Genomic DNA, 22,586 nt, shown 5'->3' with positions numbered 1-22,586 from the left:
GATCGTGGCTACACCGTCTTGCGCAGCGCGAAGCTGATCGTCCGCCCCAGCGGATCGAGATAGGCGGGCTGGTAGCTGAGCGGCGTCACGCCCAGCCGGTCGCGAACTTGTGGCCGGGTGTTGAACAGGTTCGTCACACCCAGCGAGGCGCGCGTCCCCTTCAACCACGCGGGCGCAGTCTTCCCACCGAACCGATCGGCGAGATTGGCGAACAGATTGACGTTCACCGTAGCGAAGCTCGGGAACCGCAGGTCTCCCGCGCTGCCCGCCCCCTGCAATGTCGTGCCGCTTTGCCACGTCGTCGTGACCCGCACGCCAAGCCCCCGCTTGAACACCCCCGCCTGTGCCTCGATCTCGTGGCGGCGGCGCCCGCCGCGCAGGTCGATCGCGCCACCATCCAGCAGGTCGAGCGTCGGCAGCCGGTCGTTCAGCACGATCGCGTCCTTCAAATACCAATTGTGATAGAGGCTGACGAACAGCCGGCTGCGGAGATTGTCCCCCGCGCGCGCCATGGCGCTGCCCGGATCCGCCCGCGCCATGATGGCGCCCGGGTTCGCCCGCATCGCCTCCGCCTCGCTGCTGTACACCCGCATCCGGGCCGCCTGGAATCCGGGGGGCACCGCGCCGAGCGGGCGTGTGAAATTGATCCCCCAGCGCAACTGCCGTTGGCGGGATTCGGCGAAATTGAGCGGCCGCCCGTCGATCCCGGTCAGCCGGCCACGATCGTCGCGGATGAACCGGCCGGGAAAGGCCGCCTCGATCTCGGGCGTCACGATCGGAAAGGCGGCGATGGGGCGATCGATCCGCGTCGCGACATAATCCACGCTGAGGGTCAGGTCCTTCTGCGCCAGCGGGCGGACGTTGACGCCCAGCCGAACGACATGGCGGTCGTCGCTAAGCAGGGCAGGATTGCCGCCCGACACGCGGGTGACGTCCACCACCTCCCGCCGCGCGAGGTCGAACGTCCGGACGTTGGGCGTGACGAGCGTGGGGCCACCGAGTTGTTCCAGCGTCGGCGCGCCCTCCTCATGCGTGGCGGATGCGATCACGTTGACCGCAGGCACGGGTGACCAAGCGAGGCCGTAACCGAAGGTCCGCAGCGTCCCGACGTCAGACAGGCGCTCCAGCGCGACATTGGCGTTGAGGCTGAGTGTGCCGAAGGGCGACGGCGAACCCGGCTTGCGGCTGAGGATCGGCAAAGCGATGTCGATCTGTGCCGCCCCCCGGTTGCGCGCGAGGTCGCCGATCTGTGTGACACCACCGATCGATGACTGGCTGTCGAGCCCCCGGAATGCGACGCCCGCCTGCACGCTGGCCGACAGCGGCCCGGCCGGCAATTCTGCGATCGGACCGTTCAGCAGCAGGTCGGCCCCGGCGAGCGTATCGACGAACCGCGCCGAATCGCGCCGCCCCAGGCCGCTGGGGACATCGGTGCGGAGGATGCTGCCGATGCGATCATAGGTGCCGGTAACCGTCCATTGCCACTGCCCTTCGCGGCCACCGAGCGTCGTGCCGAGGTGCGCGACCGACCGCTCGCCATCCCGCCGCAGCACCTCGTCACCGACCCGTCCCAACAGGCTGTGGCTCTGGTTCGATTCGAAACGGCCGTTCAGCGTCGCGGTCGAATCGCCCGACATCCGGCCACTGATCAGGCCGTTGACCGCGATCTGTTTGGTTTGGGGCAGCAGCGTTCGCAGCCGACCCAGATCGGATGCGCCACCGATCTGGACGATGCCCCGATCGCTTTCACGCAGCACCGCCGCGCGACTGTACGTCGCCCCCAGGCTGACGCGCGTATCGCCGCGCAGCGCGAGATAGTCGGCACTGCCGATCGTGCTATCCCGGCCGCCCTCGGTCGGCGCGACATAGCCGAGTTGCCCCACGCGCGACCGGAAGTTCGCGAAGGTTACTATGTTCACGACCTTCTGGTCAGCGCGATAGCCATATTGCAGCGCGAGCTCCTCGGGGAACACCTCCATGCGCTCGATCGCCTCGGTGGGAATGCGCGCGATTTCCGAAAAGTCGGAGATGCGCCGGCCGTTGAGCAGCGTCACCGGCGTGCCGTCGCCACGCCCGCGGTTGCTCGTAACCTGCGGCCCCAGCGCCTCGAGCAGCGCACCGATCGAGTCGGCGCCATAGGCCCGCAGGTCGACTGGACTGAACACGCGCTCGGGTGGCAAATCGCCGACCACGGCCCCCCGCGGCTTTTGCGCGGCAACGACGATATCGTCCGGCGCGTGCGCCGGCGCTTTGCCGAACCCGGGCGGCGGGTTTTTGCGAAACCGTTCCTCCAACTCCCGCTGGATTTCCGGCGGAAGCGGCTTGCCGTCCGCGCCGCGAAACTCGATCCGCGGCGCCGCCTTGGCCGCCGGCTTCGCCTCTTGCGCGGGCGTGGGCGGCGTCGGCGCCTCCTGTGCCGCGACACCGCTTGCCGCACCCCCCGTCAGCAGCATCGCCGCCCATCCATGCCGAACCGTCACACCGTTCCTCCCTCGCTGGTGTCGTGGAGCGGCATGGAAGCGGAGGTGGGTAGCGTGGCGATGGCGCGCCGGTAGCCGTGGCTGATACGCAAATGCTACAGAGCGCTGCTAGGACGGTCGGCATGGAGTCCGCGGCCATCGCCCCCAGTACGATCCTCGTCGTCGATGACGACGCCAGCATTCGCGATGCGATCGCCGACTTTCTGGGCGGCCACGGCTATGCGGTGCGCACCGCACGCAATGCCGCGGCCTGCGATCACGAACTGGCCCAGGCGCCCGTCGACCTGATCGTGCTCGACGTGATGATGCCGGGCGAGGACGGCCTGTCGCTCTGCCGCCGCCTTGCCCCGGCGGGAACGGCGATCCTGATGCTCAGCGCGCTGGATGCGGTCACCGACCGGATCGTCGGGCTTGAGGTGGGCGCGTGGGACTATCTGACCAAGCCGTTCGAGCCGCGCGAACTGCTGGCGCGGGTGCGCGCGCTGTTGCGCCGCCCCGGCGCGGAGCGCGCCGATCCCGGTACGAATGACGGTGTCAGCTTCGCCGGCTGGTGGCTCGACATGGAGCAGCGGCGACTGCGCGATCCGGCCGGACGCCCACTGGCGCTCAGCGAGGGCGAGCATGCCTTGCTGGCGGCCTTCGTCCGCCGTCCCGGCCGCATCCTGACGCGTGATACCCTGCTGGATCTGGCCCGCGGTCTCGACGCTGCATCCTACGATCGCGCGATCGACATTGCGGTCAGCCGCTTGCGCCGCAAGCTGGGGGACGCCGATCCCGCACCCCTGATCGAAACGGTACGCGGCGTCGGCTACCGCTTTCTGCCCGCCGTGCGGCCGGCATGAGGCGACCGCTCAGCGCGCTCGTCGCGATCGGCGGGTTCGGCGTCGCCGTGGCGACGCTGAGCGTCGCGACGACCGCGGCGATCGTCATCCTGGCACCGCAACCGCCCACACCGCGGTTCAGCGCGGCCGAGGCGGTCGCCGCCTTGCGCCAACCGATGCCCGGCTTCGACCGTCGCTGGCGTGCCGATCCGCCATCGGGCACGCGCGTGCCGATGCTGGAAGGGCTGATCGCCGGCGCACTCGGCCGGTCGCCGGGCGATGTCCGGGTGACCTGGCCCGATGGGACGCGCCGGTCGAACATCATGGTCCAGCGCACGACGGTGACGCATGTCCCCCGGACCGGCGCGACGACGATACCGCCGTCCATCGTCCTGCTGCGGCGGGGCGGCACGCGGTTCGACATGGTGAGGCCCGAGGCGGCCGGCGGAGCGATCCGCGCCGCGCTGATCGGCGTGCCGATGACGGCCTTTGCGGCGAGCGTGCGCCAGCCCGACGGACGCTGGCTGACCGTATCGGCGACGCAGCCGCTGCTGGGTGGCTGGCAGCGGAACATCCTGATCGCGTTGGGCGTCAGCCTGCTGCTGCTCGCCCCCCTCGCCTGGATTTTTGCCCGGCGAATGACCCGCCCATTCCGGATATTGGCCCGTGCGATCGATCGCGACGATACGGTCGCAGCCCTGTCCGGCGGCCCCCGCGAGTTGCGCGAGGCGGCGGCGGCGATCACCTCGATGCGCAACCGGCTTGCCATCGAAGCGGCCGAGCGCGCACGGATGCTGACCGCGATCGCGCACGACCTGCGGACACCCCTCACGGGCCTGCGCCTGCGTGTCGAGACCGCGCCCGAGCCGCAGCGATCGCGCATGGTCGCGGATGTCGACCGCATGCAGGCGATGATCGGCGAGGTGCTGGCCTTCGCCCGCGACGCCGCCGCCCCCGCCGCGATCGTAGAGGTGCGCTCGCTGGTCGCCGCGATCGTTGCGGATGCGCATGACGCCGGGGCGAGCATCCGCCTGCTGCCCGGTGAGGATGCGTGGGTGCGGCTACCCGAACCGGCCTTTCGCCGCGCGGTCGAAAATCTGGTGCGCAACGCGGCCGATTATGCGGGCGGCGGCGACGTCGCGGTGCGGCAGGATGGCGCCGCCGTGATCGTGTCGGTCGCGGACACAGGCCCCGGCATTCCCGCCGCGGATCGCGAGCGCCTGCTGCTGCCCTTCGAACGCGGCGAGGCCTCGCGCAATCGCGGCACCGGCGGGGCGGGACTCGGCCTCAGCATCGTCCACGACTTCGCCGCGCAGCACCGCGGCACCTTTACGCTGGACGCGGGCCCCGACGGCGGCACGATCGCGACGCTGCGACTGCCGTCCGCCTGAACGGCGCGGGGAACCACCCGCGCGCAACACCCTGATCGCAGCGGAAGAGGCCGCCATACGGGGCATCAGACGTCGTATAGCGCTCGCCCGACGCCCCTAGCCTGCAGCGGTCACGCGACCGCGCTCAATCGTCGTAGACCCACTCGGACCATTTGACGACATTGTGGTGGCTGCAATTGACCAGCTGGACCGTGCATTGCTTGGTGTTCCAGTCGCTTTCGCACGAATGGCGAACATGGGCGATCGCTTCGTCCTGCGTGCTGCCGGTATCGACGCTGTCATGCCCCACCACCGCCCGGCCGCCCTCCACGGCGCGGGCGACCGCCGCGCATTGGTTGGTGTAGGACAGCATCAGCTGACACGCCGTCCCGCCATTCTGTCGGCAATTGGTCAACACACCGTCCTGCGCCTCGCGCTTCGAGGGATATTGATAGCTGCCGAACCAGACGCCCTTGCCCCTGTCATAGGCGATGGCACCGAACGCCCGCTCGATCCGGTGGAAGCCTTGCAGGCGCGGCACGGGCGGTCCGCAGTTCGGACTGCCCTGGGGGACACCGTTGCAGATGAAGGGCGGCCGCACCTGCGCGTCGACCCGCGATATCCGCGACAGACCGAGGGCGATCGCCGGCACCGCCAAGGCCATCGTCCCCCAGAGCACAGCACGGCGTTTGGGCAGCATTTCCTACAGCCCCAGCGCGTTGCGCAGGCCGCCGAGGCTCCGCTTCTTCGGCTTCTCGGGCGGCGTGTCGGTGGCGGCGTTGCTTTCGATCTGGGCGCCGGGGCCGCAGCGGTGCTGCTTGTCCAGCTCGGCCCCCACGGCGCCACCGGCGGCGCTGGCGGCCACGGCCCCCTGCCCGCCGCCGCCGATCTTGCTGCCGAGCAGCCCGCCCAGAGCCATGCCATAGGCCGCTTTCATGCCGCCGTTGACCGTCTTGGAACAGTCGGTGACGTCGCGCGCCTTGGAGGTGTGGACCTTGGGTCCCGTCCCGCCCGCGGCGGACGCGGTCGCCTCGCCCGTCGTGGCCCCGGCCGCGCTCTTGTCCACGGTCACTTCGTAGATCGTCGTGCGATCCGGCCCCTCGAACAGATGGAGCATCACCCAATCGTCCCCGCGCTGCGCGACGATGACCCGCATCCGGTTGCCGAACAGCCCATCGGCAAACCCATCCGGCGCGACGCGATCGGTCAGGAAGATCAGCCGCCCCATGTCCTTGCCGCACGCCACGGTGCCCGTGCAGTCGAACACGGTGCGATAGCCGGCGCGCTGCAACAGCCCGGTATAGTAGCGGCCCACGGCCAGCGTCGGAACCGCCGTGGGCGTCGCATAGTCGATATGCGTGACCCGCCCCTCGAGCGTCCGCACAGCCCGCGTCGTCGTCGCATCGTCGATTCGGGCGATCGGTAGGACCACCTGATCCTCCGCCGGCGGCCGGTAGTTCTTGATCGCGGCACCGGCATAACGCGGCAACAGCGGATGATCCTCACCGGGCCGATCGGCCCAGGCAGTGGAGGCCGTTGCGGCCAGAACGAGCGCGATGGGAATGAACCGCATTGTGATCTCCTGCGTCAGGAATGGACCAAATGGCTGTGTTGCCCGTATAGGACAGATTGATGCAGATCAACCCGCAATGTCAGGTCCTGCTCGGCGCGTCCGCGCGCCGGACGGAACTGCATCAGAACCGGAAGCCGAGGCCGACCACCGCCTGATGTCGGTCGTAGCTGCCCGCATAGTTGGCGTAGCGATATTCGGCCTTCAGCGTCGTGCGATCGCTGATGTGATGTTCGACCCCTGCGCCAAGACGAAACCCGTCGACCGTACCGCTGGTCGTCTGGCGCGCGGCGAACGTCTGCTCGACATTGGTATAGCCCGCCTTGCCATACAGCAGCGTCGCGCCGCCGATCGGTGTTCCGAGACGGCCCCCGACATAAGCGTCTCGCCCCGTCGTCACGCACAGGCTGCTATTGCCGCCGCTCGTCGAATAGCGGACGCTGCACTGGCGGTTCGACGAGCCGGTCAATTCGCCTTCGACGCCGACGACCAGACCGTTCCTCTGCCAGTCATAGCCGATCTGCCCGCCATAGGTCGCGCCGGCACTCCAGTCGCTGAAGCGGTTGGCGCCGTCGACGCCGACGATCAGCGTGACGCGGCCCCCCTCAAAAGGCCGGGCCACGTGATCCTGCGCGGCGGCAGGCGTCGCGCCGATCAGGGCCAGAATCGAAAGGGCGGCAGTCCATCGCATCGTCATTCCTTCGTGTTGATCGTCTCGCACGGTCGCATCGACGTGCTGACACGGAGGAACCGCAGTCCGGGCCGCGAACTTTTTTCTAGAAACGCCGGGTGGCCGAGAGGGTCAGGGTGCGCGGACGATATGGCGTGTAGTAACGGGCGTTCGTCGCAGCGAAGGGATTGCCGAAGGCCAGGGTATCGGCACGTACCCCGGTCAGGTTGTCGACATCGAGCGCCAACGTCAGTTGGCGAGACTGGCCGACCACACCGAACCGCCCGATGACGCGGGGCGGCATCCGCCGATCGGCGGGGCCATCCAGCCCCAGACGCGTGGCGCCGGTCAGCTCTACGGACAGGCGCGGCACGACCTGCCACCCGCCCAGCGTCTGTGCCCGAGACACCGCCAGCCGCGCCGACAGATCGGGGACCAGCGGCAAATAGCGTGAAGGCCCTTCGCGACGCCGCGGGCGCTGCGCCACTCCGCCCGCCGCGATCCGCCAACCCTCCGCAGCCTGCCAGTCGACGCTCGCGTCCAAGCCGACGATGCTGGCGTGCCCCGCATTGCGCGTGCCGATCCAGCCTTCGGGACGCAGATAGTCGGACTGGATATCGCTCCACCGGGTGAGGAACAGATTGCCGTCGATGCCCAGCCGCCCGCCGAGCAGTCGCATCCGGCCGCCGAGGTCGATCGCGCGCACCCGATCGGACGCGTAGCGCCTTGTCACGCCGTCGTCGGTGTTCAATCCGCCAGGGCGATAGGCCGTGGCGATCCGGGCATAGACGATCCGGCCCGGATCGGGGGTGTAGGATAAAGAGACGTTGGGCGTCACCCCGATCTCAGCCGGCGCGCGGCCGACCGCGCGATCGATCCCAAAGCTGTCGTTGCGTGTTCCCGCGCGAAAGACCCGGAGGCCAAGCCCTAATCGCCAATGCGCCGTCAGCGGCGCCGACCCGTCGGCGAACACCGCCGCCTCCGTCACCGCGCGACTGGCGGCCCCACGGCGCGTGACGATTCCGTTGCGCGCCAGCCCGACCAGATCGCCCTCGGTCCGCGTCGACAGGAACGCGGCACCCGCCACCCAGACGAGCCCCCCGCCCTCCGCCGAATTGACGCGGATTTCCTGGTCCACCACGCGCAACATCCGGTCGTTGTAGATGGCGATCGGCACACCGGGGGTAAGGACGCCGCCGTCGTAGCGCTGGCTTTGGCTCTGCGTCGTCAGCCCGGTCGCGACGGTCAGCCGCAGCGCCCCGATCGGACCCGTGATGGATCCCTGATAATGCGACAGGCGCGCCTGATACGGCTCCGCGGTCGGAACGCTGCGGCGATAGGCGTCGGCGCGATCGACATAGGACGTATCGCGGGCAGCGATCGCCTGCCGCACCGCACTGACGTCGACCAACCATGACCCGATGGGTGCGGCGCGAAGCGCGATCCGCGCGCCGCGGGTCACCGTCCGGTTGAGATTGCGGCGACCATCGTCGTCGTCGATCCAGCCGGGATCGACCGCGCCATAGCCGACGATGCGCAGCCCCAGCCGATCGTGGATCAGCGGCACGTTGACGACGCCTTGCCCGAACGGCCCGATGCCGCCGCCCGCGACGCCGGACAGGCCGGCGCCCACGTCCGCCTCTACCCTATCCAGCACCGGACGGTTCGTGACGATCCGATACACGCCGCCCAGCGCGCCCGTTCCATATAAAGGCCCCTGCGGTCCCTTCAGTATCTCGACACGCGCGATATCGACCAGCCGCAGGGCGGGATCGGCGCCATCGAAGGCGATGCGCGCATCGTTGAGCTGGACGCTGACCGGCGACTGGCTGAAGCCGTTGAAGACGCTGTCGGCGATACCGCGCAGGAACAGCCGGTCCGCGCCCGGCCCCGCCCCGGTCAGCGTAAGGCCGTCCACCGCCCGCGCGACGTCACGCGTCGTGCCGATCGCTCCGCCCCCCACCATGCCCGGGCGCAGGATCGCGACCGGGGCCGGAATGGTGGACATGACCTCGTCGCGCTTGCGGCCGGTGACGACGATGTCGGGCGGCGGCGCTTCCTCGACGGGCGCCGTCGCGACCGGCACTGCCCGGGGGCGCAACCGATAGGCCTGCGGCGCCACGCGCACCGCTTCCCACCCGAGCGGATCGAGCAACCGCGCCAACGCGTCCTCTGCGGTCATCCGCCCGCGCACCCGCACCGGCGCCAGCCGTGGCAAGGCGCCATCCCGCGCGATCGAGATATGCGCCTGCGCCGACAGCTGCGCCAGCGCGCCGGTCAGATCACGTGCGTCGATATCGAGGCGATAGCGTCCGCTCTCCGCCGCTACCGGCGCTGCGGCGAGGCTAACGAGCGGTGCGATCAGCCAGATGTATCGCATCACCGTCCACCCGCAGTTCCAGCCCGCTCAGCGCCGCAAGAGATCGCGCCATCCTCCGCCCATCGCCTTGTGCGATCATTCCCGAAAAGCGGCGCTCCGCTACGGCGTGATCGACCGTCACCGCCGTTCCGCTCGCCCGCGCGATATCCGCGACGACGAGGCCCAGCGGAACGTCGTCATACACCAGCGACCCGCTCCGCCATCCGCCGACCGTGCTTATGTCGATCGATCGTAGCACGCCGCGATCCTGACCCTGCATCGTCAGCGCGCGGCCCGCCACCACCGCCATCGCGTCGCCGCGATCGGGCGACGAGACCGTCACTTCTCCCTCGGCCACCGCGACCCGCACCATTCCCTCGCCCATCGCGATATCGAACCGCGTGCCGACGTCGCGGATCGTGTAGCGGCCGGCTTGGACGATCAGCGGCCGGCCGGCATCGTGGCGCACATCGAAGAACGCGCTCCCGTCCAGCGTCAGCGCCTGTTCGCGCGATGCCGGTACGCGAAGCACGCTGCCGGGCGCCAGGATGGCGCGCGACCCATCGGCCAAATGGATCGTCCGCACCTGTCCGGGACCGGTGCGATAAGCGATGATCGCCGGTTCGCCGGTTCGCCGCCCCTGATACAGCAGGCCCAGCACCGCTGCGATCACGACGGCGGCGATCGCGCTCCAGGCGCCCCAGCGCGGACTACGCCGCTCAGGCGTCAGATCCGCGGCTCGAGGATGCAGCGCCGGTCCCGCCGCGTCGATGCGATCGTCCAGCAGGGCCATGGCGTTATAGGCATCGCGATGGCACGGATCGGCCTCCAGCCAGTCGGTGAAGGTCGCCCAGTCCATATCGTCATCGGCCTGCGCCAGATGCCAGCGCGCCGCCGCTTCGTCGATGTCCGCGCTCATGTCGTTCAGACGCCGCCCGTCCACCATTCCTCAGTCCTTCAGGGCGCGGCGCAGATGCACCATCGCCACCGCAATGTGTTTTTCGACCCCGCTCCGGCTGATTCCCAGCCGCGCGGCGATCTCCGCATGGCTCAGCCCGTCGAACTTGTGCATCCGAAAGGCCCGCCCCGCCGCCTCGGGCAGCGCGGCGATCGCCGCAGCGAGCCGCGCCGTCTCTTCCCGCTCGACGATCTGCTGGTCCGCGCCGGGGGTCGGGTCCACCGGCTCGTCGCCCGCGCCGCCCCGCTCGACCGCCCACGCACCATCGCGCACGACGCGCCGCCGCCGTGTGCGGATCATGTCGAGCGCGACGTTCTGGGCTGCGCGGTACAGATAGGCGCGGGGATTGGCGATGGGGCCGGTCGCGCCACTCTCCAGTCGCAACCACAATTCCTGCATCGCGTCCTCCGCCAGCGCCGGTTCGCCCAGGCGAGCCGTCAGGAAACGCAGCACCTCGGGCCGAAGCGACGTATAGACGTGGAGTAGCCCGGAATTGGGAAGCAAGCCGATACCATCTTCGTTGCGATTGTGCCGCGACGGGCATGGACCACCGTGATCCGCAGCAATGGCGCCGTTCTTCGCCGCACCAGCGACGCTATGCAACCCTGTGGCTCGGTGGCGTGCCGCTTCACGCGGCACCGCGACAGCCGATGGGATCATGACAACGCGGCATCCCGCAGCCTTTACCGCCGCCCCTCTTTCGTCGGGCTTATTTGATCGAAATCATGTCCGACGCGGATATTTCAAAGTGTTGCTGTGTTGGGGCCGTTCGATCTGGAGGCGGCGATGGCAACGACGGCAGGTACGATCACGACGCCCTCCACTGACGGCGCAGCCGATCGCAAACGCGCGACCGGCGCGCTGGCGGCCCTCAATTTCTTCATGGCGGACATGCAGGCGGGCATCGGCCCGTTCCTCGGCGTCTTCCTGCAACAGCGTGGCTGGCAGTCTGGGCCGATCGGCACCGTCATGACCGCTGGCGGTGTCGCCGGCATGCTATTCACCGCACCGGCGGGCGCGTTCATCGATCACACGACGAAGAAGCGGCTGGTCGTCGTCGTCACCGGCATCTGTACCGTGCTCGCGTCCTTTCTCATCCTGTGGTCGCAGGCCTGGGCGGTGGTGACGGTCAGCCAGGTGGCGACCGCGATCGCCGGCGCCGCGATCGGCCCGGCGGTGGCGGGGATGACGCTGGGCGTCGTCCGGCAGAAAGGGTTCAACGCGCAGAACGGCCGCAACCAGGCGTTCAACCACGCCGGCAACATGATCGGCGCCGGCCTGTCGGGGTGGTTGGGGTGGAAGTTCGGCATGCCCGCGATCTTCTATCTCTCGGCAGCCTTCGGCGTACTTGCGATCATCTCCGTCCTCTCGATCCCCGAACGGGCGATCGACCATCAGGCGGCACGTGGCCTGGAAAAGGGCGACGAAGGGCAGGACGGCGGCAAGGCCGAGGGCTTCAAGGTGCTGATGCGCAACAAGCCGATGCTGATCCTGGCACTGGCGCTCGCCTGCTTCCACCTCGGGAACGGTGGAATGCTGCCGCTGTATACGCTGGCGGTCGTTGGCGCGGGCCAGGGCAATCCGGCACTCTTCACCGCGACCACCGTCGTCGTCGCGCAGGCGGTGATGATCGCCGCCAGCATCGTCGCGATGAAGGTCGCGGCGGGCCGCGGCTATTGGCTCGTCCTGCTGATCTCGTTCGCGGCGCTGCCGCTGCGCGGGTTCCTCGCGGGCACGATCATCCAGCATTGGGGCGTCTGGCCCGTGCAGGCGCTCGACGGCATCGGCGCAGGGCTGCAGAGCGTGGCGGTGCCGGGCCTCGTCGCCTGCCTGCTCAAAGGCACGGGACGCGTCAACGTCGGCCAGGGCGCGGTGATGACCGTGCAGGGCGTCGGCGCCAGCCTGTCGCCCGCGATCGGCGGGTGGATCGCGCAGGCCTTCGGCTATCGGGCCTGCTTCTTCATTCTCGGCAGCTTCGCGATCGCCAGCCTTGCGCTGTGGATCGGCTTTGCCGCCACGCTGCGCCCGGCCTGCGCCGGCACCGATCAGGACTAGGCGAAAGGACGATCCGATGGGCACTTCAATCTGCTGGGCGCATATCGGTGACCTGCACCTCGATGAGGCCGACGACTGGCAGGGCCTCAGTCGGCTCGAATCGATCGTCGATCAGGTCAATCGCGTCGCCGACGGGATCGACTTCGTCTTCGTCCCCGGTGACAACGCCAACCACGGTACACCCGACCAATATGCGCGGATGATGGCCGCGCTGGCCCCGCTCCAGACACCGTGGCGGATCATTCCGGGCGACCATGATTTCGAGCCCGGGGATCTGGCCCATTACGACGCCGCCATCCCCGCCGCCAACCGCCCGGAGGCGGAGACGATCGCGGGCTATCGCTGCCTGTTCCTCGACATCATATCGGCGGGGGCGGGCGGCCCCGACTTCCGCGTGACCATGCACCACCGCAACCGGCTGGCCGAAGAGCTCGCGCGGGCCGAGGCGGCCGATCAGGTGCCGCTGGTGTTCATGCACGCCTATCCCGGCGACCTTGCCGCCGACGGCGATAGCATCGCCCGCACCTTCGCCGACGCGCGCGTCGCCTTCGTCGATACCGGCCACACGCATTACAACGAACTGCTGAACGACGGCCGCGTTGTATACGGCGCGACCCGTTCAACCGCGCAGATCGAGGAAGACACCGGCCGCGCCGGCTTTGCGATCGTGTGCATCCATGGCCGCGTGCCCAGCTGGCGCTTCCGTCGTCTCGACGCCGCTTGGCCGCATGTGCAGATCGTCAGCCCCTGCGATGCCCGTCTGGTGACGCGCCCCGCCGATCAGCATCAGGTGCCGCGCCCCGGCGCCGTCACCATCGTCGCGCGCATACTGGGCGCAACGGGGGATGCGACGGTCGAGGTGCGCATCGACGACGGTGCCCCCGCCCCCATGCATCGCGCCGACGACGGACTGTGGCAGGCGACCGTTTCGATCGAACAGGCCGGCGCGCATGCCGTCACCGTGACGTGCGGCGACGCTCACGACCGGATCGACCTTCTCGTCCGCGGCGAACAGGACATCCCCAAACGCCGTCTCCACGCAGGCCTCGGTACCGACGCCCACGCCATCGGCGCCTGGCCGATCGCCGGCATCGACGGATTGCAACTCGGCCCGAACAAGAACGGCGGGCCGCCGGACTGAGGTGGCTCTCTACCGAGACGCCACGAAAGGCGATCGGACATTACTGGCGAGATCAGGAAGTAATGGCGGAGAGGGAGGGAAGCGTGTTTGCCCTAGAAGCCATTGTCGCTTTGAGTGTTTTGGAACCATTCCCTCGTTCTGGCCATCCGGCTGGCCCACGGGGCTAGTTGCTCACTGAACTAATCGACCGAGGCAGAGACTGATTTGGTGTCCGAGCGGCATCACCCAGAGGGAATATAATTGCCGTCATTCATCGCGGGCTGGTAGGTGCCCTTTCTCTGCTATTCGTTCGCATCGCAGACGTTAGCTGACCCAGACCACTTCCCCTTGAGGATTGTCCGGCATTGAGCGTAAGCGGCTACCCTGCTCTTCAGTCATGACGACCCACGTGTGGACGGCCCTCCGTTGGCAAGTACGACTTTCGCCTAGTATTGCTGGTTGGTGCGGCCATGTGTCCGACCTGTTGGTGCGGCGCATCGTGCCGCTGGCCGTAATGCCGTTCGCGCGTCTCGGGTCCCGATCACATTCACGCGCTTGATGCGCTTGGGTCATTGTGGGTTTTCCCAATCCGGCGGTTCAACCGGCTTGCTGCATTAGCTCCTGATCGTCGTTTCCAACCTCGTCAGGCGCGGTCGCCCGCGCCGTGTTCCTTATGCCGCTAACGGCTCACGGTACCGCTCACCGCTGGCCATCATCGCCCAAATCATGCGCGCGTTCGTGTTGGCGAGCGCAACCCCGGCGACCTTGGCCTTGCGGCGGGCCAGCAGCTGAATAAGCCACGGCCGCTTGGCCCCGTTACGTTCGGCAAAGCGCACGACCGCCATGGCGCCGACGATCAGCATCTGGCGCAGGTACTGATGCCCGGCCTTGGTGATGCAACCGAGCCGCTCCTTGCCACCGCTCGAGCTTTGCCGCGGCACCAGGCCGATCCACGCGGCGAGGTTGCGACCTGAGCGGAAGATCGCAGGATCGGGAACGGTGGCAACGATGGCGCTGGCGAGCAGCGGCCCCACGCCGGGTATCTCCATCAGCCGACGGCCAAGCTCGGTCTCGCATGCGCTCGCCAGGATGCGGCGGTCGTTCTCCAGGATCTGCTCCTTCACGATGCGCCGCTGATCCGCCAGCATCTCGGAGCAGAACCGCGCATCGGCCGGCACCCGCTCGTCAGTCGGGTCGGCGATGACGTCGAGGAGCTGCTCAATGCCGTTCCTGCTGATCGGTGCCGCGATTCCGAACTCGGCCAGGTGCGCCCGCATCGCGTTTGACAGCTGCGTCCGTTGGCGATTCAGGATCAGGCGAACACGATGCAGCATCATCGCGCTCTGCTGCTCGGGCGACTTAATGCCGCCGAAGCGCTCGTCGGCCGGGTCACCACCTCGCAGATCGCCTCCGCATCGGCCGCGTCGTTCTTGCCCCGCTTGACGTACGGCTTCACGTACTGCGCCGGCATCAGCTTCACGTCATGCCCGAGCACTACCAGCTCGCGTGTCCAGTAATGCGAGGTCGCACACGCCTCGATCCCGACCAGACACGGCGGTAGCTTGGCAAAGAACTTCAGCATGCGCCCGCGCGTCAGCCGCTGGCGGATCACCGCCACGCCCTCCGCATCGACGCCATGCACCTGGAACGCATTCTTCGCGAGATCTAGACCTATCGTAATGACGCTGCCAATCGCGAATTTCCTTCCGACTCTCCGCAGGTTATCCTGCTGGAGGATTGGAGTGCCGTCCACGCCATCACTTTCAAACGTTTTCGACCCGCTTTCCGATTTCCCACCTCTGCGGTTCGTCCATCAGCCCGGCAAAACTTACATCCGGAAGCGGATCGTCCCGCCGACTGTGCGCGGGTCGCTCGGCGTCCCGACGATCAGGCCGGAGTTGCCCGCCTGGATCGTCAGGTTCTGGATGTAGTCGGCGTCGAGCAGGTTGCGTGCCCAGACGATCAGCTCCAGCCCGTCCGCGAAGCGGTAGCCGATATTGGCGTTGGTCAGGTTGTAGCCGCGAATGTAGGTGAAGCGCGACAGGCTGGGGTCGCCGTTGAAGTCGCTGCGGGAGGCGGTATCGACATGGACGAAGACCTGTCCGTCACCTACGGGTCGCTGATAATCCAGCCCCGCGGTAATCGCGAAGCGCGGTAGCGACGCGAGGCGACGGCCGGTCAAGCTGCACCGCGTGGTGGAAGCGGTTTGCACCTCCAGCGGACATGGGCCGGCGGGATAGTCAGTGTATTTCCCGTCCGAATAGGCGAAGCTGGTGCGTGCGCTAAGGCCCGGTAGGATGAGCGCGGTCACGTCCGCCTCGATCCCCTTCACCGTCACCTGCGGGATGTTCGACAGGTAGCCGCGCAACTGCACCGTCTGCGTCAGCGAGTTCTCGACGACGGTCGCCTGGAAGTCGCGGACCTTGGTGTAGAAGCCGTCGACGTTGTAGATCAGGCGGTCGTCGAACAGCGTGTTTTTCAGGCCGATCTCGTATGTCTCGTTGCGGTCGGGCCGCACCACGGCCGTCGCCAGCACCGGCCGGTTGTTGCTGTCGAGCGGCAGGCCCGACATGTTGATCCCGCCCGACTTGAAGCCGCGCGCATAGCTCGCATAGGCCATCGTCGTGTCGGTCACCTGCCACGCCACGTTGCCGCGTCCCGACAGGCTGCCGTCGCTGTCATGCGCCTCATAGCTTTGCGGGCGCAGCACGCCGAGGCGGGCGTTGATGAGCGCGGTGTTCGTGGTCGAAGGACCGCCCGACACGGTGGTTGTGTAATAGCCGTCCTTCTCCTCCTGCGTGTAGCGCAGGCCGACCGTCGCGGTCAGGCGGTCGAAGACGCGGTAATTGACCTCGCCGAACGCGGCGTAGCTCAGGCTGCGGAAGTCCGTGCGACCGTCCTGTCCGTAACCGTCGAGCAGGTTGGACGGCACCGGCGTTACCACGGCGGCTGCGCCCGTGCCGGTCGTGACGGTCGTCCCGATCAGATAGCGGGCGGCGGCCGGACCATAGATGCTGATCGGCCGCCCGGTCAGGCGCTGGCGGAAGCCGTAGAGGCCGACGACATAGGACAGCGATCCGGTGCCGTTCGAGGCAAGGCGCAGTTCCTGGCTATACTGGTCCTGCCGCGACGGAATGTGCTGCGAGAGCTGGACGGGCAAGCCGGTATAGTCGCGGTCGTTCTCCGCATCCCAGTTCCAGAAGCGCCATGCGCTGACCGAGGTCAGCGTGACCGGACCTAGGTTCCAGTCGGTGATCGCGCTCACGCCGCCTTCGTTGGTGTCGACACCCAGCGGGCCGTCGATGTCGGTCTTCCGATCGTAGACATTGGTGCTCGGCGGCGCATAGCCGAACTGCGCGGCCAGTCCGTTCGGCCCGCCGAACTGGCGATTGGCGGCGCGCAAGCTGCTGCCGGTGCGCAGATACACCTGCCCGCAGCAATAGGCCTGGAAGTTGGTGACGTCGGCGATGACGCGCATCTGGATGGTGTCGGCGGGCTTGAATAGCAGCTGCCCGCGCACCGCCTGCGTGCCGATCGTGTTGGCGGCGCGGCCGGTGCGAACATTGTCGAGCACGCCGTCGCGCCGGGTCGACACGCCCGAGATCCGATAGGCGATCGTGTCGGTGATCGGCCCCGACGCCCACCCCTTGGCCTGCACGAAATTATAGTTGCCATAGGACAGTTCGGCGAACCCCTCGCGGGTGAAGGTCGGCGCGTGCGTGGTGATGTTCAGTGCACCAGCGGTCGTGTTCTTGCCGAACAGCGTGCCCTGCGGCCCGCGCAGCTCCTCGACCTGCTCGATGTCGGCAAAGTCGAACGCGGCGGTGGCTGGCCGGGCGTGGTAAACCTGATCGACATAGAAGCCGACGCCCGGCTCCAGCCCGTCATTCGCCTGGCTGACAGCGACGACGCTCGATCCCAGCCCGCGGATGGTGAAAGCGGTGTTGCGCGGGTTGGCCGAGCTGTAGTTCAGCGTTGGGATCAGCGTCGTCAGACCCTGCGTATTGACCGTGTAGCTCTGGTCGATGAGGTCACCGCCCACCACCGACAAGGCTGCAGGCACGCGCTGCGCATCCTCCGTCCGGCGGCGCGCCGTGACGATGACGTCGGGCAGTCCCTCTCCCCGATCCCGGTCGCTCGCGGTCGTGCCTTGGGTCGTTTGCGCCAAGGCGGGTGCGCTAAACGCCGGCATGACCGTCGCACACAGAAGACCCGCGAGCCGCTTCGACATCGACAATACCCCGTTTAGAGCGGCCGTTTCCGCCGCTTTATATCCGGTCGTATATCGATGGTGTATTCAGCCGTATACAGAGATTTACTGGGCCCAAAGCGATCAATCGGGCGCTACCGGCTCCTGCCGCAAATATTGGCGAAGCTGCGCATAGGCCGGGCGGTCGGCGATGGCTGAGGCCTCCCGCTCCATGTCGCGATAGGCTTCGAGGACGGCGATGCCCGTCGGCGACACCCGCGCGCCCCGCTCGCGTCCGCCGCCCTTGATCGTCTCGACCACGACGGGGTCGAAACAGCGGTTCATCTCGTCGACCAACAGCCAGGCGCGACGATAGCTCATGCCAAGCGCCCGCCCGGCCGCGCTGATCGAGCCATGTTCGATGATCGCCTCCAGCAGGTCGGCCTTGCCCGGCCCCATGGCCAGTGCGTCGCCGCAGGCGATCTGGATCTTCAGCCAGAGGGGCCCGAGCTTCATCTTACTTGCCGATCATCACGTCGCTGGCCTTGATGATCACCGTGACGGCGTCACCCTCCGCCAGACCGAGTTCGGCAATCGCTTCTTCGGTGATGCTGGCGGTGACGACATTCCCGCCGCCGATGTCGACCTTGATCGAACCGTTCACGGCGCCCGGCGCAATCGAGACGATCGTGCCGGAGATCTGGTTGCGTGCGCTGAGCTTCATGATGACCCTCCGTTGGATGACCATCGGTTCTAACCGCACTGGTCGCCATAGCCTATATCGTCCCGAGAACGGGACGAGAGCACATCCGCCGGCAGGAAGGCCGACGGTACACGTGGCCATGAGGCATGACGGATCGCGCGTCGGGATATCCGCGGGACTGTTACTCCGCCGCACCGGCGAATGCCGCACCTGTCTTGTCCAAAAGAGCCGTGGCTGCGATAGCCCTGCGTGGGTGCGTCTTTACCAGGGGTGCAGGCATGTTGCGCTGGTCGGGCCGCCAGCGCCGATGACCGTGACGGAAGGCCGGACATGACCGATCGCGCGCGTCCTCCCGCGCCTGCCCTTTGCACCTCACCGCATCGATGCCGCCGTGCGGGTCTGCGCACGGGGGCTGCATGATAGGACGCGACCATCGCTCGACACGCGGCGACGCCACCACCACCGGTGCGTTGCGACGGCGACGGCGCACGCCGGTCTGGCTGTCGCTGCTGTGGAGGGTCGGGCTGGTCCTCGCGCTGCTCGGGATCGCGCTGGCGGGCCATTGGCTCGATCGTGCCGGCCTGCGCGACAATATCGACGGCCACATCAGCTTCGCCGATGTTCTGTACTTCACGATGATCACCGTCACGACCGTGGGTTACGGCGATATCGTGCCGGTGACGCAGCAGGCCCGGCTGTTCGATACGTTCGTGGTCACGCCGATCCGGCTCTTCGTGTGGCTCATCTTTTTGGGAACCGCCTATGACTTTCTCCTTCGACGTGTGTGGGACGGGTGGCGGATGCGCGTGATCCAGCAGCGGCTCAGCGGCCATACAATCGTCACCGGCTTCGGCACATCGGGCAGCGAGGCCGTGGCGGAGCTGATCCGGCGAGGCGCGGATCCCGCGAGCATCGTCGTCATCGACGAACGTGCGGCCGCTATCGAGATGGCCGAGCGGCTGGGTGTCAACGTCATGCAGGGTGATGCCAGCCGCAACGCGACGCTGGATGCGGTGCAGGTCGCCCGCGCGAAGGCGGTGATCGTCTCAGCCGGACGCGACGATACGTCGATCCTGATCGTGCTGACCGCGCGCGGGCTGGCGCCCGGCGTACCGCTAAGCGTGGTGATCCGGTCGGAGGACAACGAACCACTCGCCCGGCAGGCCGGCGCGACGACGGTCATCAACCCGGCCAGCTTTGCCGGTCTGCTGCTCGCCGGCTCGACGCATGGCGAGCATCTGGCCGATTACATCGCCGATCTCGCCGCGCACGGCGGCCGCGTCGCGCTGCACGAACGCGACGTCGCACCGGCGGAGGTGGGCCGGCCGCTGTCCACCCTCACCACCGGGCTCGGTGTTCGCCTGCATCGGGGCGGGACCGCGATCGGCTTCTGGGAACCGGAGGCGCAGCGGCTGGAGATCGGCGACCGGATCGTCGAGATCGTCCCCACGGAGCGCCTGTCATGACCGTCGCCGCATCGGATCGCCCCGACCCCGCCGGGCGCCTCGGCCGGATCGCGCTCTACCGCTGGTGGCGGCGGTCCGTGGTCGGGCGCGTCGATCACGAGGCGGTGCTGGCGCGCGTCATCGAGGAAAGCGGATGGAGCCCGCGCTTCGCCTTCATGACGATGATGTCGGCAGGGATTGCGGTGCTGGGGTTGCTGCTGTCGTCACCGGCAGTGGTGATCGGCGCGATGCTGATTTCGCCGCTGATGAACCCGATTCTGGGCTTCGGCTTCAGCCTGGCGCTGTTCGACTTTCGCGAGTTGCGGCGATCGCTGAAGGCGCTGGTGATCGGGTCGGTCGCGGCGATCGCCTTCACCGCGCTACTGGTGCTCGTATCGCCGTTGCAGGCACCAACCGCCGAGATCGTCGCGCGGACGCGGCCCAATCTGTTCGACCTGGCGGTCGCGCTGTTCGCCGCGCTCGCCGGCACCTTCGCGATCATCCGTGGGCGTGGCGACACGATCGTCGGCGTGGCCATCGCGACCGCATTGATGCCGCCGCTCGCGGTGGTCGGCTACGGCATCGCGACCCGCAATGCGCCGGTCGGCATGGGCGCCTTCGCGCTGTTCGCCACCAACTTCATCACCATCGCCCTGTCCGCCACGGTGATGGCGCGCTTCTACGGGTTCGGCCATCATCTGTCGCGACGGCAGAGCTGGGTGCAGACCGGCCTGCTGACATTGGTCTTCATCGTCATGGCGATCCCGCTGGGCATCTCGCTCAACCGGATCGGACGGGAAGCACTCGCCACCGCGCAGACGCGGTCACTGCTGTCCGATCGGTTCGGCGCGGACGCGCGCGTGACGCAACTCGACATCGATTTCGCCGCCCGGCCCATCGTGGTGCGTGCGGTCGTCATCACCCCGCGCCGTTCGATGCAGAAAACGCGCGCGATCCAGGCCGCGCTGGCGCAGCAGCTGGCCCGGCCGGTGCGGCTGAACCTCGACCAGATCCTGCTCGGCGCAGGCGCCGACGCGCTCGCCGCCCAGCGCGAAGAGCTGCGCCAGGCAGGGGAAGCGACCAACACGGCCGCGCAGCATGTTACCGATCTGGCAAACAGTATCGCGCTCATCACCGGCGTCGCGCCCGATGCAGTGACGATCGACCGGGACCACCATCGCGCCATCGCACCCGCCGCCCCGCTACCCGGCGCCACCGTCGCGACCTATCGCATGCTGGAGCGCCGCGTCGCGCAGCAGAGCGAGGATTGGGACGTGGCGATCGTGCCGCCGCAGGGGCCGTTGCCGGAGATCGTCTTCGCCGACGGCTCCGACACGCTCGACGCCGACGCCGGTGACGCCGTCGCGACTTCGGCTTGGGCGGCGCGACGCTGGAACGTATCGACCCTGGCCGTGCCGGGTCTGCCTGCCGGCGCACCGCCCGCCAATCCGAATCTCGATACGCGGCGGGCATTGTCGATCGCCGCCGCGTTGCGCCAGCAGGGCGTAGCCGCAACCCCTGCACCGGCTGCGGGTCGCCGGTTCGCCCTGACGCCCGCCGCAACACCCGCCCCATGATTCCCGGACGATCGAAGGACTATTGATGGCAGAGATCGGACTGACCGAATTGGGAACGATGCTGATCGTCGCCTCGCTGGTGGCGATGGTGTCGCGGCGGATCGGCCTGCCTTATACGGCGGGCCTCGTGCTGGCGGGCATCGGCCTTGCCTATTTCCCGGTCGGTGCCGACCTGCCTTTATCGCGCGAGCTGATCTTCAACGTCTTCCTGCCACCGCTGATCTTCGAGGCGGCGATGCAGCTGCGCTGGTCGCGCTTTCGGACGGAGATGCCGCTGACAATCGTGCTCGCCTTTCTGGGCGTTGCGATCAGCGCCGCTATCGTCGCGGGCGGCATGCATCTGCTGCTCGGCTGGAGCGTGCTGGGCGCAACGTTCTTCGGCGTCCTGATCGCCGCGACCGACCCGGTGTCGGTCATCGCCGCATTCAAGGAGATGCGGGCCGAACCCCGGTTGAGCATGGTCGTCGAATCCGAAAGCCTGCTCAACGACGGCGTCGCCGCCGTCGGCTTCGCGATCCTGATCGGCGTCGCGAATGGCGAGGCGCTCACGACCTCTGGCGCCGCGCTCGCCCTGTTATGGACGGTGGCGGGCGGCCTTGCCATCGGCGCTGTCATCGGCTTCATCGTGCTGACCGTCGCGGGCCGCACCGAGGATCATCTGGTCGAGGTGACGCTGACCACCGTCGTCGCCTGGGGATCGTTCCTGCTCGCCGAACACGTCCATGCCTCGGGCGTGTTCGCCGCGCTGGCAGCCGGGCTCATCGTCGGCAACCTCGGCCCGCGCGGGTCGATCTCGGTCGCCGGGCGACAGCATGTCCAGGATTTCTGGACCTATGCCGCCTTCCTCGCCAATTCGTGCCTGTTCCTGCTGATCGGCAGTCATGAGGCGCACCAGCCCATCGCGCTCGTGTCGCTGCCGCTGGGGATGGCCATCGTCCTGACGCTGATCGGTCGCGCGGCAGCGGTCTATCCGCTGGCGTTGCCCTTCGTGCGGTCGGGGCTGCGATTGCCGGCGACCTATCAGCATGTCCTCGTCTGGGGCGGGTTGCGGGGAGCGGTCGGGCTGGCGCTGGCCCTGGCGGTGCCGGCCACCGTTGCGGAGCGCGGGCAGATCGTCGTCGTCACGTTCGGCGTCGTCGCCTTCTCGATCTTTGCGCAAGGTCTGACGATGCCGTGGTTGCTGCGCCGCTGGCGCCTGACCGGATCGGCCGACGCGGACCATTGATGCCCCGGAACCCCGGATCGATCCCGGCGCTTGAACGCGCGAGG

Annotated in this window: 17 protein-coding genes and 1 pseudogene; 7 read left to right on the top strand and 11 right to left on the bottom strand. The window is 68.0% G+C overall.

The annotated features are described in order from the left end of the window. Nucleotides 1-8: 8 nt before the first annotated feature. Nucleotides 9-2,480, bottom strand: a complete 2,472-nt coding sequence (locus tag ACP7A3_RS12935; protein WP_426255865.1) for a TonB-dependent receptor — start codon at nucleotides 2,478-2,480, stop codon at nucleotides 9-11. Between the two features lie 122 nt (nucleotides 2,481-2,602). Here ACP7A3_RS12935 and ACP7A3_RS12930 point away from each other — a divergent pair, with 122 nt between their 5' ends. Further along, complete coding sequence (locus ACP7A3_RS12930; RefSeq protein WP_426255864.1) at nucleotides 2,603-3,322, top strand: response regulator; 720 nt, start codon at nucleotides 2,603-2,605, stop codon at nucleotides 3,320-3,322. Then, nucleotides 3,319-4,692 carry a sensor histidine kinase gene (locus ACP7A3_RS12925; RefSeq protein ID WP_426255863.1) on the top strand — a complete coding sequence of 458 codons (1,374 nt, stop codon included), beginning with the start codon at nucleotides 3,319-3,321 and terminating at the stop codon, nucleotides 4,690-4,692. The genes ACP7A3_RS12930 and ACP7A3_RS12925 overlap by 4 nt, the downstream gene beginning before the upstream one ends. Before the next feature lie 124 nt (nucleotides 4,693-4,816). On the opposite strand, the gene ACP7A3_RS12920 is transcribed toward ACP7A3_RS12925, so the two are convergent. The 6 genes from ACP7A3_RS12920 to ACP7A3_RS12895 all read right to left on the bottom strand — a co-directional run bounded on the left by ACP7A3_RS12920 (nucleotide 4,817) and on the right by ACP7A3_RS12895 (nucleotide 10,732). Then, the gene (locus tag ACP7A3_RS12920; RefSeq protein WP_426255862.1) at nucleotides 4,817-5,371 is read right to left on the bottom strand and encodes a DUF4189 domain-containing protein; all 555 of its coding nucleotides are present in this window, start codon (nucleotides 5,369-5,371) and stop codon (nucleotides 4,817-4,819) included. A gap of 3 nt (nucleotides 5,372-5,374) precedes the next feature. Next, the gene (locus ACP7A3_RS12915) at nucleotides 5,375-6,244 is read right to left on the bottom strand and encodes a hypothetical protein (RefSeq protein ID WP_426255861.1); all 870 of its coding nucleotides are present in this window, start codon (nucleotides 6,242-6,244) and stop codon (nucleotides 5,375-5,377) included. A gap of 121 nt (nucleotides 6,245-6,365) precedes the next feature. Next, nucleotides 6,366-6,932, bottom strand: a complete 567-nt coding sequence (locus ACP7A3_RS12910; protein ID WP_426255860.1) for an outer membrane protein — start codon at nucleotides 6,930-6,932, stop codon at nucleotides 6,366-6,368. Nucleotides 6,933-7,017: 85 nt separating this feature from the next. After that, entirely contained in the window at nucleotides 7,018-9,291 is a 2,274-nt protein-coding gene (locus ACP7A3_RS12905) for a TonB-dependent receptor (RefSeq protein WP_426256046.1), read from the bottom strand. Then, entirely contained in the window at nucleotides 9,257-10,216 is a 960-nt protein-coding gene (locus ACP7A3_RS12900) for a FecR family protein (RefSeq protein WP_426255859.1), read from the bottom strand. Before ACP7A3_RS12900 ends, ACP7A3_RS12905 begins: the two co-directional genes overlap by 35 nt. Nucleotides 10,217-10,219: 3 nt before the next feature. Then, nucleotides 10,220-10,732: an RNA polymerase sigma factor gene (locus tag ACP7A3_RS12895; RefSeq protein ID WP_294314404.1), complete on the bottom strand. Its 513-nt coding sequence runs from the start codon at nucleotides 10,730-10,732 to the stop codon at nucleotides 10,220-10,222. Nucleotides 10,733-11,014: 282 nt separating this feature from the next. Between ACP7A3_RS12895 and ACP7A3_RS12890 the strand changes: the two genes are divergently transcribed. Together ACP7A3_RS12890 and ACP7A3_RS12885 are read left to right on the top strand one after the other, a co-directional pair. After that, nucleotides 11,015-12,283: an MFS transporter gene (locus ACP7A3_RS12890; protein WP_295563712.1), complete on the top strand. Its 1,269-nt coding sequence runs from the start codon at nucleotides 11,015-11,017 to the stop codon at nucleotides 12,281-12,283. Between the two features lie 16 nt (nucleotides 12,284-12,299). Further along, nucleotides 12,300-13,424 carry a metallophosphoesterase gene (locus ACP7A3_RS12885; RefSeq protein WP_426255858.1) on the top strand — a complete coding sequence of 375 codons (1,125 nt, stop codon included), beginning with the start codon at nucleotides 12,300-12,302 and terminating at the stop codon, nucleotides 13,422-13,424. A 650-nt stretch (nucleotides 13,425-14,074) separates the two neighbouring features. On the opposite strand, the pseudogene ACP7A3_RS12880 reads toward ACP7A3_RS12885, so the two are convergent. The 4 genes and pseudogenes from ACP7A3_RS12880 to ACP7A3_RS12865 form a co-directional block, all read right to left on the bottom strand. Further along, nucleotides 14,075-15,096, bottom strand: a pseudogene (locus ACP7A3_RS12880) (IS110 family transposase). Between the two features lie 135 nt (nucleotides 15,097-15,231). Continuing rightward, nucleotides 15,232-17,634 carry a TonB-dependent receptor gene (locus tag ACP7A3_RS12875; protein WP_426255857.1) on the bottom strand — a complete coding sequence of 801 codons (2,403 nt, stop codon included), beginning with the start codon at nucleotides 17,632-17,634 and terminating at the stop codon, nucleotides 15,232-15,234. A gap of 102 nt (nucleotides 17,635-17,736) precedes the next feature. Then, nucleotides 17,737-18,108 (bottom strand): winged helix-turn-helix domain-containing protein, encoded by a 372-nt coding sequence (locus tag ACP7A3_RS12870; protein ID WP_017979311.1) that lies wholly within the window; start codon nucleotides 18,106-18,108, stop codon nucleotides 17,737-17,739. Nucleotide 18,109: 1 nt separating this feature from the next. Next, entirely contained in the window at nucleotides 18,110-18,316 is a 207-nt protein-coding gene (locus tag ACP7A3_RS12865; protein ID WP_043060051.1) for a TOBE domain-containing protein, read from the bottom strand. Nucleotides 18,317-18,711: 395 nt separating this feature from the next. Between ACP7A3_RS12865 and ACP7A3_RS12860 the strand changes: the two genes are divergently transcribed. The 3 genes from ACP7A3_RS12860 to ACP7A3_RS12850 are packed head-to-tail and all read left to right on the top strand — an operon-like array spanning nucleotide 18,712 to nucleotide 22,542. Next, the gene (locus tag ACP7A3_RS12860; RefSeq protein WP_426255856.1) at nucleotides 18,712-19,761 is read left to right on the top strand and encodes a potassium channel family protein; all 1,050 of its coding nucleotides are present in this window, start codon (nucleotides 18,712-18,714) and stop codon (nucleotides 19,759-19,761) included. Next, nucleotides 19,758-21,317, top strand: coding sequence for a DUF389 domain-containing protein (locus ACP7A3_RS12855; RefSeq protein ID WP_426255855.1), 1,560 nt, complete (start codon nucleotides 19,758-19,760; stop codon nucleotides 21,315-21,317). The genes ACP7A3_RS12860 and ACP7A3_RS12855 overlap by 4 nt, the downstream gene beginning before the upstream one ends. 25 nt (nucleotides 21,318-21,342) lie before the next feature. Then, the gene (locus ACP7A3_RS12850) at nucleotides 21,343-22,542 is read left to right on the top strand and encodes a cation:proton antiporter (RefSeq protein ID WP_426255854.1); all 1,200 of its coding nucleotides are present in this window, start codon (nucleotides 21,343-21,345) and stop codon (nucleotides 22,540-22,542) included. Nucleotides 22,543-22,586: the final 44 nt, after the last annotated feature.

The sequence above is a fragment of the Sphingomonas sp. DC5200-1 genome (assembly GCF_049897245.1).
GTDB lineage: Bacteria > Pseudomonadota > Alphaproteobacteria > Sphingomonadales > Sphingomonadaceae > Sphingomonas > Sphingomonas aquatilis.
The sequence above is the reverse complement of the archived record's forward strand: the minus strand, read 5'-3'. Positions and strand labels throughout refer to the sequence as shown.

Excerpts from the sequence above, each read along its gene's own strand:
- ACP7A3_RS12855 (WP_426255855.1), top strand. The coding sequence starts at position 19,758 with ATGACCGTCGCCGCATCGGATCGCCCCGACCCCGCCGGGCGCCTCGGC.
- ACP7A3_RS12875 (WP_426255857.1), bottom strand. The coding sequence starts at position 17,634 with ATGTCGAAGCGGCTCGCGGGTCTTCTGTGTGCGACGGTCATGCCGGCG.
- ACP7A3_RS12920 (WP_426255862.1), bottom strand. The coding sequence starts at position 5,371 with ATGCTGCCCAAACGCCGTGCTGTGCTCTGGGGGACGATGGCCTTGGCG.
- ACP7A3_RS12885 (WP_426255858.1), top strand. The coding sequence starts at position 12,300 with ATGGGCACTTCAATCTGCTGGGCGCATATCGGTGACCTGCACCTCGAT.
- ACP7A3_RS12870 (WP_017979311.1), bottom strand. The coding sequence starts at position 18,108 with ATGAAGCTCGGGCCCCTCTGGCTGAAGATCCAGATCGCCTGCGGCGAC.
- ACP7A3_RS12915 (WP_426255861.1), bottom strand. The coding sequence starts at position 6,244 with ATGCGGTTCATTCCCATCGCGCTCGTTCTGGCCGCAACGGCCTCCACT.
- ACP7A3_RS12860 (WP_426255856.1), top strand. The coding sequence starts at position 18,712 with ATGATAGGACGCGACCATCGCTCGACACGCGGCGACGCCACCACCACC.
- ACP7A3_RS12925 (WP_426255863.1), top strand. The coding sequence starts at position 3,319 with ATGAGGCGACCGCTCAGCGCGCTCGTCGCGATCGGCGGGTTCGGCGTC.
- ACP7A3_RS12930 (WP_426255864.1), top strand. The coding sequence starts at position 2,603 with ATGGAGTCCGCGGCCATCGCCCCCAGTACGATCCTCGTCGTCGATGAC.
- ACP7A3_RS12865 (WP_043060051.1), bottom strand. The coding sequence starts at position 18,316 with ATGAAGCTCAGCGCACGCAACCAGATCTCCGGCACGATCGTCTCGATT.
- ACP7A3_RS12910 (WP_426255860.1), bottom strand. The coding sequence starts at position 6,932 with ATGCGATGGACTGCCGCCCTTTCGATTCTGGCCCTGATCGGCGCGACG.
- ACP7A3_RS12890 (WP_295563712.1), top strand. The coding sequence starts at position 11,015 with ATGGCAACGACGGCAGGTACGATCACGACGCCCTCCACTGACGGCGCA.
- ACP7A3_RS12900 (WP_426255859.1), bottom strand. The coding sequence starts at position 10,216 with ATGGTGGACGGGCGGCGTCTGAACGACATGAGCGCGGACATCGACGAA.
- ACP7A3_RS12850 (WP_426255854.1), top strand. The coding sequence starts at position 21,343 with ATGGCAGAGATCGGACTGACCGAATTGGGAACGATGCTGATCGTCGCC.
- ACP7A3_RS12905 (WP_426256046.1), bottom strand. The coding sequence starts at position 9,291 with ATGCGATACATCTGGCTGATCGCACCGCTCGTTAGCCTCGCCGCAGCG.